Annotated in this window: 8 protein-coding genes and 1 pseudogene; 3 read left to right on the top strand and 6 right to left on the bottom strand. The window is 64.9% G+C overall.

Going from position 1 to position 6,788, the window contains the following annotated elements; translation table 11 throughout:
* Nucleotides 1–16 precede the first annotated feature (16 nt).
* Nucleotides 17–460, top strand: a complete 444-nt coding sequence (locus EOA29_RS20405) for a class I SAM-dependent methyltransferase (protein WP_126094033.1) — start codon at nt 17–19, stop codon at nt 458–460.
* Here EOA29_RS20405 and EOA29_RS20400 read toward each other — a convergent pair.
* From EOA29_RS20400 to EOA29_RS20380, 5 genes are all read right to left on the bottom strand, one after another.
* Entirely contained in the window at nt 457–867 is a 411-nt protein-coding gene (locus EOA29_RS20400; RefSeq protein ID WP_126094034.1) for a hypothetical protein, read from the bottom strand. The two genes, EOA29_RS20405 and EOA29_RS20400, sit on opposite strands and share 4 nt — an antisense overlap.
* A 14-nt stretch (nt 868–881) precedes the next feature.
* Nucleotides 882–1,754, bottom strand: a complete 873-nt coding sequence (locus EOA29_RS20395) for an aldose 1-epimerase family protein (RefSeq protein WP_126094035.1) — start codon at nt 1,752–1,754, stop codon at nt 882–884.
* 191 nt (nt 1,755–1,945) lie between these two features.
* Nucleotides 1,946–2,662 (bottom strand): Bax inhibitor-1/YccA family protein, encoded by a 717-nt coding sequence (locus EOA29_RS20390; RefSeq protein ID WP_126094036.1) that lies wholly within the window; start codon nt 2,660–2,662, stop codon nt 1,946–1,948.
* A 38-nt stretch (nt 2,663–2,700) separates the two neighbouring features.
* Nucleotides 2,701–3,474: an anti-sigma factor gene (locus EOA29_RS20385; RefSeq protein WP_126094037.1), complete on the bottom strand. Its 774-nt coding sequence runs from the start codon at nt 3,472–3,474 to the stop codon at nt 2,701–2,703.
* Nucleotides 3,471–4,016, bottom strand: a complete 546-nt coding sequence (locus EOA29_RS20380; RefSeq protein ID WP_126094038.1) for a sigma-70 family RNA polymerase sigma factor — start codon at nt 4,014–4,016, stop codon at nt 3,471–3,473. The genes EOA29_RS20385 and EOA29_RS20380 overlap by 4 nt, the downstream gene beginning before the upstream one ends.
* 191 nt (nt 4,017–4,207) lie before the next feature.
* Here EOA29_RS20380 and EOA29_RS20375 point away from each other — a divergent pair, with 191 nt between their 5' ends.
* Together EOA29_RS20375 and mazG are read left to right on the top strand one after the other, a co-directional pair.
* On the top strand, nt 4,208–5,392 hold the full coding sequence (locus EOA29_RS20375) for an amino acid aminotransferase (protein WP_126094039.1): 1,185 nt from the start codon (nt 4,208–4,210) through the stop codon (nt 5,390–5,392).
* Between the two features lie 81 nt (nt 5,393–5,473).
* Nucleotides 5,474–6,298 carry a nucleoside triphosphate pyrophosphohydrolase gene (gene mazG / locus EOA29_RS20370; RefSeq protein ID WP_126094040.1) on the top strand — a complete coding sequence of 275 codons (825 nt, stop codon included), beginning with the start codon at nt 5,474–5,476 and terminating at the stop codon, nt 6,296–6,298.
* An 8-nt stretch (nt 6,299–6,306) separates the two neighbouring features.
* On the opposite strand, the pseudogene EOA29_RS20365 reads toward mazG, so the two are convergent.
* Nucleotides 6,307–6,788: pseudogene (locus tag EOA29_RS20365) on the bottom strand (GTPase HflX); the annotation flags it as partial.

Below are 6,788 nucleotides of genomic sequence, written 5' to 3'. Positions count from 1 at the left end.
TTGCATAACTTGTCTCATGGCTGCCGGAATCTCCGAGCGGATAACCGCTTTCGTCGAAGCTCTCCCATTGAAACCGGGACTTCGCGTCCTGGAGATCGGATGCGGCCCCGGCGTTGCCGCTCGTGCCGTCGCTCGCCGTATCGGCCATGGCTTCATTCTGGCCATCGACCGTTCGGAAAAGGCAATCCAATTGGCGCGGGCGGGATCGGCCGATGAGATGGCTTTGGGCTGCCTTGATTTCAGGTGCGTAGCGATCGAGGACTTCGCGTTGAGGTCAGGCGAAGACCTCTTCGATATCGCCTTTGCGATGCGGGTCGGCGCCCTTGACGGGCGTCACCCCGAGGCTGGCCGGGCGGCGTTGACGCGCATCAAGTCCGCCCTGAAACCAGGTGGCCGGCTGTTCATCGACGGCGGCGATCCACTGAAGGAGGTCGAGTTAGGGGGCGCCCTGCCTCTTTAGAAAAACCCGTCGAGAAACGCAGCCGTCTCGCCTGAAATGCCGATGACCTTGTTCGTCGCCTGGCGGTAGAATTTGAAATTGAGCTCGGTCTCGGGCCGACCGTCCTTCCAGTCCTTGAACCGCTTGAGCTCGTCCCGGCCCAATCGCCGAGCGGTCGATGCGGTGCGGCGGATGGAAACACTGACGCGCGGCGTCTGCCGTTCGAGGTCGGGCCTTCTGGGGGCGGCTTCGGACAGCGTGATGATGCCGCGCGCGACGAGTCCCTGCCCGCCTTCGTTCTCGCTGGCGAACAGGAAGATGACGTCGCCCTCGGCGATTTGCTTGCCGCCATACATGGTCTTCTGCGCGGCGAAGATGAATGTCTCCGCCTGCGGATCCCTGATCTCGGCCTTGATCGCGAACGCCATGGCTTCGACGGCTCTCAGCCGACGCCGATCTGATAGCTCAGGGTCCGCTTCGCGCCCGGCTCGATCAGCATCACGCCTGGCTTGTCGGCAAATTCGCCGTCGAAATCGACCGGGCTTGCGAGGCCATGCCAGGGCTCGATGCACAGGAACGGCGCCCCGCCGGGTTTGGACCAGATGCCCAGCTCGTTGAACCCCTGCCAGGACATCTCTATCGATGGGCCGCGGTCGGCGGCATAGCGGACGCTGGTGCTGGCAGGCTGGTCCAGGATGACCGCGTCATCGTCGAACAGCCGTTCGGAGAGCGCAAGCGCCTTGCCTTCGATGGGCGTTGGCTGCGGTGCCGGGAGCAAAAGCCCATCCTTCAGGCGGCGGATCGGCGCGGGCTCATTGTCGGCAAAGGTCAGCCGATAGGCTTCCTTGGGCAGTTCCGGCAGCAGCGGCCAGTTGAAGGCGGGGTGAGCGCCGATCGAGGCCGGCAGCAGTTCTTCGCCTATGTTGGTAACTTCGAAGGTCACGTCTAGCTGCCGAGGAGCGAGGCTATAGCTTACGGTCAGATAGAAAGCGAATGGGTAATGGACACTGGTTTCGGCACCGTCCATTAGGACCAGGGTGCAGGACGAAGGCGTCCGCTGCACCCAGGCGAAGCGCCTGTCGCGGGCGAAACCATGCTGCGTCATCGGATAGTTTTGGCCGCGATGGCGCAACCGGTCGCCCTTGAGCCGGCCGACGATCGGAAACAGGACTGGGGAATGGCGCCGCCAGGCAGGCCCTGCCTGCCACAGAAGCTCCGTGCCGTCGGCGTCGCGCAAGGAAACCAATTCGGCGCCCTGCCCGACGATGGTCGCCGAGATGCCGTCACCGTGAAGCATCAGGCTATCCTGTTCCATGTGACCTCGCGGCTGGCTCGTGTGCCCGGCAGGCTAGCAAAAGGCCGCGCGTGAACTCAAGGGCGGCGGGCCATGACGCACTTCACGCTTTCAGGACGAACGATCCACGACCCGTGCCTGCCCGAAAAAAGTGGCCGGAGGTTGCCCTCCAGCCACGCCAAGGTCAGCAGTGGTGCCTGCTACGGTCCGGACTATTCGCGCTCGCCGGTGAAATTCAGCAGCAGCTGGAAGATGTTGATGAAATTCAGATAGAGCGAGAAGGCGCCGAAGACGGCGAGCTTCTGCTGCGATTCCGCGTCGAAATTGTCGGCATACTGCTCCTTGATCGTCTGCGTATCCCAGGCGGTCAGGCCGATGAAGACGGCAATGCCGATCACCGAGATGGCAAACTGCAGCGCGGTCGAGCCCAGGAACAGGTTGACGAGGCTGGCAATCACCACGCCGATCAGGCCCATGATCAGGAAGGACGAGAACTGCGTCAGGTCGCGCCTGGTCGTGTAGCCATAGAGGCTGGTGGCGCCGAACATCGTCGCAGCGATGAAGAAGGTGCGCGCGATGCTGGTGCCGGTGAACACCAGGAACACGGAAGCGAGCGACAGGCCCATGACGGCACAGAAGGCCCAGAACATGGCCTGCGCGCTTGCCGCCGACATCGTCTGCATCTTGAACGAGAAGAGCATGACGAAGGCGAGCGGCGCCAGCATCACCACCCATTTCAGCGGGCTGGAGAAGATCGGCACGTAGAGCGCCGGCGTCGAGGCGACGGCCAAGGCGACAAGGCCGGTGACGACGAGGCCGAGGCCCATATAGTTGTAGACGCGCAGCATGTGCTTGCGCAGGCCCTCGTCATAGACCGCGCCGGTCTGGACGCCGGCGCCCATTCGGTATCCCAGATTGGGGCTGTTCATTTGGGTTCTCCTTGGTTGGATCGGTTTGATTGGGCGTTTCAGTAAAGCGTTCGGGCCAGCTTTTCGGCGGCCCGGTCGAGATCGCCGGCATCGCCTCGTCCGACGACGGCGTAGGCCACCTCGCCGATCTGGAAATAGGCGGATGAGATATCGCCCGAGGGCGCGACCGTCGGTTTCACCACGTCGAACGTGCCCGGCCTGATGGCGAAGAGCGACACCAGGCCGAGGTCCTTCGTCTCGACCGCCATCTCGACGCTCGGCCCGAAACGCGACGGATAGATCTGGACGTCTCGTATCTTCCAGTCATCGGGAAGCGAGGGCATGACGATCGCTGTCGCGGCGCGGATTTCGTCGGCATTGTAATTTGGCGCTTCGGCCTGAGATGGCATCGTCTCGCGCACCAGCGTCGTCCGGTGCGCGCTCACCGCTTCCTCGACATAGGCGGGCGGCTGCGTCGAGGCGACAACCTTGGTCACCGCGATCGGCCCGAAGAAGCCGTTGGCGAGCCAGCCCGCCGCCACCAGCACGGCGGCCGCGGCCGCCCGCTGCAGCACGGAAAAGACGCGATCCCTGGCGAGCGCCCTCTCCAGCCGGCGCGCCGCCTCGGTTGTTGCCGGCTGCGCCATGCCGCCCGACCCGGCCAACGCCACGCGCAACTCGTCGCGCGTCCTGAGATCGGACATCACCCGCGCCGCCACCTCGGGACGGGCGGACAGGAACGCCTCGACCTCGATGCGGCGGGCAACGTCGAGCTGATCGTCGACATAGGCGTCGAGATCGGCATCGGTTACGGGATCGACGATAGCGGTCATGGTTCAACTCCCACGATCCTCAGGTGATTTTTGCCGCGCGCCGAAGCGCCCTCCTCCATCTCGCGCAGCGCGGCACGCGCGCGGCCGATGCGCGACATCAACGTTCCGAGCGGCACGCCGCTGACTTCCGCTGCCTGGGCGTAGCTCAGCCCTTCGATGGCGACGAGATGCAGGGCGGAGCGTTGTTCCTCAGGCAGCGACAGGAAGGCTTCCCGCACCTGCGAGAGGCGCACCCGGTGATCCTGCGGCGCGGGTGCGCTGACATCGGCAAGATGTCCGGCCTGCTCGATGCGCGCGGCTTCCGACCGGCGCGAGCGCACACCGTCGATGAAGATGTTGTGCACGATCGCGAGCAGCCAGGCGCGCAAATTGCCGCCCGAGCGAAAGGTGCCGCGACGCTCATAGGCGCGCACCAGCGCATCGTGGACCAGATCCTCCGCATCGGCGCTGTCGCGCGTCAGCGAGCGCGCGTAGCGCCGCAGCGACCCCAACTGCCCGACAATATCGACCATCGACCGTTTCATGCCCTGTTTACGGAGCATGTGGGGACTTTAATCCCGCCCGCCGCTTTCTTTTGCGATTACGGGACACGCCACCAGCCGAGACTTTGCCAGTCGCCGGCTCGCCAGCCGTCCAGATGCCGACGCTTGTCCGCTTCAGACATGGCGAACGAAAACCGCTGGCGAAGCGCGGCCGATTTGCGTATCACTCCGCCGCCATTGGAGCCTCATCGATGTTCGAAAACCTGCAGCCCGCGCCCTCCGACAAGATCCTCGCCCTGATCGGCCTCTACCGCGCCGACACGCGGCCCGGCAAGGTCGACCTCGGCGTCGGCGTCTACAAGGATCGGGATGGCAAAACACCGGTGATGCGCGCCGTTCGCGAGGCGGAGAAGCGGCTGCTCGCCAGCCAGGACACCAAGACCTATCTCGGTCTTGCCGGCGATACCGGCTTCAACGCCGCGATGATCAAGCTTGCCTTCGGCGAGAAGGCGGATCTTTCGCGCATCCGCGCGGCGCAAGCGCCGGGCGGATCGGGCGCGCTCAGGCTGGTGGCGGAACTTCTGCAGCGCACGCGCCCCGGCGCGACGGTCTGGCTGTCCGATCCGACCTGGCCGAACCACCTGCCGGTGATGCGCGCCGCCGGCCTCAAGGTGCGCGACTATCCCTATTTCGACGCCGCGTCGGGCGCCGTCCGCTTCGACGACATGGTGGCGGCGCTCAAGACGGCCAACAGCGGCGATGTCGTGCTGCTGCATGGCTGCTGTCACAACCCGACGGGCGCCAATCTCGATGCGGCGCAGTGGGCCAAGGTTGCCGAGGTGCTGCTCGAGCGCGACCTGCTGCCCTTCGTCGATATCGCTTACCAGGGTTTCGGCGAAGGCCTCGACGCCGACGCCGCCGGACTGCGGCTGCTGGCCGACAAGGTCCCGGAAATGGTCGTGGCCTCGAGCTGTTCGAAGAATTTCGCCGTCTATCGCGACCGCGTCGGCGCCGCGATGATCATGGCCAAGGACAGCGCGCAGGCGGATGTGGCGATGAGCCAGATGCTGGCGGCGGCCCGAGCGCTCTATTCAATGCCGCCGGACCACGGCGCGGCGGCCGTGCGCATGGTGCTGGAAGACGCCTCGCTCAAGAAGGACTGGGAAGCGGAGCTCGAAGAGATGCGCTTGCGCATGCTCAGGCTGCGCGTCGCTTTCGCCGAGGCGTTGCGCCGGCAGTCCAACTCCGACCGCTTCGATTTCGTCGCCAGCCATCGCGGCATGTTCTCCCGCCTCGGGCTGACGGAAGCCCAAGTCGAGCGCCTGCGCACCGAACATGCCGTCTATATGGTTGGCGACAGCCGCATCAACGTGGCCGGCCTGCCGGAGGACGGCATGGACGATCTCGCCAAGGCGATCGTCTCGGTTCTCGACTGAAAACGGCGCAACTGTGGACAATAGGCTTTTGCCGGCCAGCGGGATTGGCCGCCTGCCGCTGCGCGCGCTAGAGTTTGCAAGATGAAACCCTCGAAGGACATTTCCCGGCTGATCGAGATCATGGCGGCGCTCAGGGCGCCGAAGACTGGCTGTCCATGGGACATCGAGCAGAATTTCTCGACCATCGCGCCCTACACGATCGAGGAAGCCTATGAGGTGGCGGACGCGATCGCGCGGGGCGATCTCGACGATCTGCGCGAGGAACTGGGCGACCTCTTGCTGCAGGTCGTCTATCATGCGCAGATGGCCGAGGAAGCCGGCGAGTTCGCGTTCGGCGACGTCGTCGAGGCCATCACCACCAAGATGATCCGCCGCCATCCGCATGTCTTCGGCGACGAGGAAGCGCGCAGCGCCGGCATGGCCAAGGGCATGTGGGAGAAGATCAAGTCGGCGGAGAAGGCCGACAAGCGCAACGCCCGCATCGCGCGCGGCCTCGACCCGGAAGATCACGGCAAGGGTTATCTTGACAGCGTGCCGGTTGCGCTGCCTGCCTTGACCCGTGCGCTCAAGCTGCAGGAGAAAGCGGCCCGCGTCGGTTTCGACTGGAGCGAGGCGGCGCCGATCCTCGACAAGATCGAGGAAGAGATCGGCGAGTTGCGCGAGGCGCTCGCCACGGGTGACGCAGCGCCCATCAAGGACGAGTTCGGCGACATGCTGTTTGCCGTCGTCAACCTCGGCCGCCATTTGAAGCTTGATGCCGAAGCCGCGCTCAGCGGCACCAACGAGAAATTCCGCTCGCGATTCCACTATGTCGAGCAGGCTCTGGAGGCTGCGGGTAGTACGCTCGAGAGAGCGACGCTGGACGAGATGGAAGCGCTCTGGCAGCAGGCCAAAAGCGCAAAATAAGCAGCAGGTTAACTGCCTGTCTTGCGATGCAGCCTGCTCTCGATCTCTTGCCGGGCGCTGTGCGTCGCCGTCAGCGAGAGGGTGACGCTGCCGTCCTCGTTGTCGGTCCGTGAGACGACATCGCCGTTGCGGTAGAGCCAGTCGACCTGGCCGAGTTGGGCCGGGCTCAGCGTCACCGTCATTGTTTCGAGCTCGCCCGACACCCTGGTCTCGATGAGCGCCTTCAGCGCGTCGATTCCCTCGCCGGTCGCCGCCGATATCGCGATCGGCGGCGCCTTGCCGCCGGCGCTCCCGACAAGCAGGCGCTCGCGATTGCCTTCGTCGAGCAGGTCGATCTTGTTCCACACCTCGATCACGCGGCTGGTGTCCGCGGCATCGACGCCGAGATCGCCGAGAATGCGCTCGACATCCTCCGCCTGCGCTGCCGTGTCGGGATCGGAAATGTCGCGCAGATGCAGCACGAGATCGGCCTCGACGACCTCTTCCAGCG

The organism is Mesorhizobium sp. M1E.F.Ca.ET.063.01.1.1, assembly GCF_003998155.1.
Lineage (GTDB): Bacteria > Pseudomonadota > Alphaproteobacteria > Rhizobiales > Rhizobiaceae > Mesorhizobium.
This window is presented reverse-complemented; position numbering and strand designations above follow the sequence as displayed.

Coding starts and splice junctions, on each gene's coding strand:
- EOA29_RS20380 (WP_126094038.1), bottom strand. CDS start 4,016: ATGCTCCGTAAACAGGGCATGAAACGGTCGATGGTCGATATTGTCGGG.
- EOA29_RS20375 (WP_126094039.1), top strand. CDS start 4,208: ATGTTCGAAAACCTGCAGCCCGCGCCCTCCGACAAGATCCTCGCCCTG.
- EOA29_RS20385 (WP_126094037.1), bottom strand. CDS start 3,474: ATGACCGCTATCGTCGATCCCGTAACCGATGCCGATCTCGACGCCTAT.
- EOA29_RS20405 (WP_126094033.1), top strand. CDS start 17: ATGGCTGCCGGAATCTCCGAGCGGATAACCGCTTTCGTCGAAGCTCTC.
- EOA29_RS20390 (WP_126094036.1), bottom strand. CDS start 2,662: ATGAACAGCCCCAATCTGGGATACCGAATGGGCGCCGGCGTCCAGACC.
- EOA29_RS20400 (WP_126094034.1), bottom strand. CDS start 867: ATGGCGTTCGCGATCAAGGCCGAGATCAGGGATCCGCAGGCGGAGACA.
- EOA29_RS20395 (WP_126094035.1), bottom strand. CDS start 1,754: ATGGAACAGGATAGCCTGATGCTTCACGGTGACGGCATCTCGGCGACC.
- mazG (WP_126094040.1), top strand. CDS start 5,474: ATGAAACCCTCGAAGGACATTTCCCGGCTGATCGAGATCATGGCGGCG.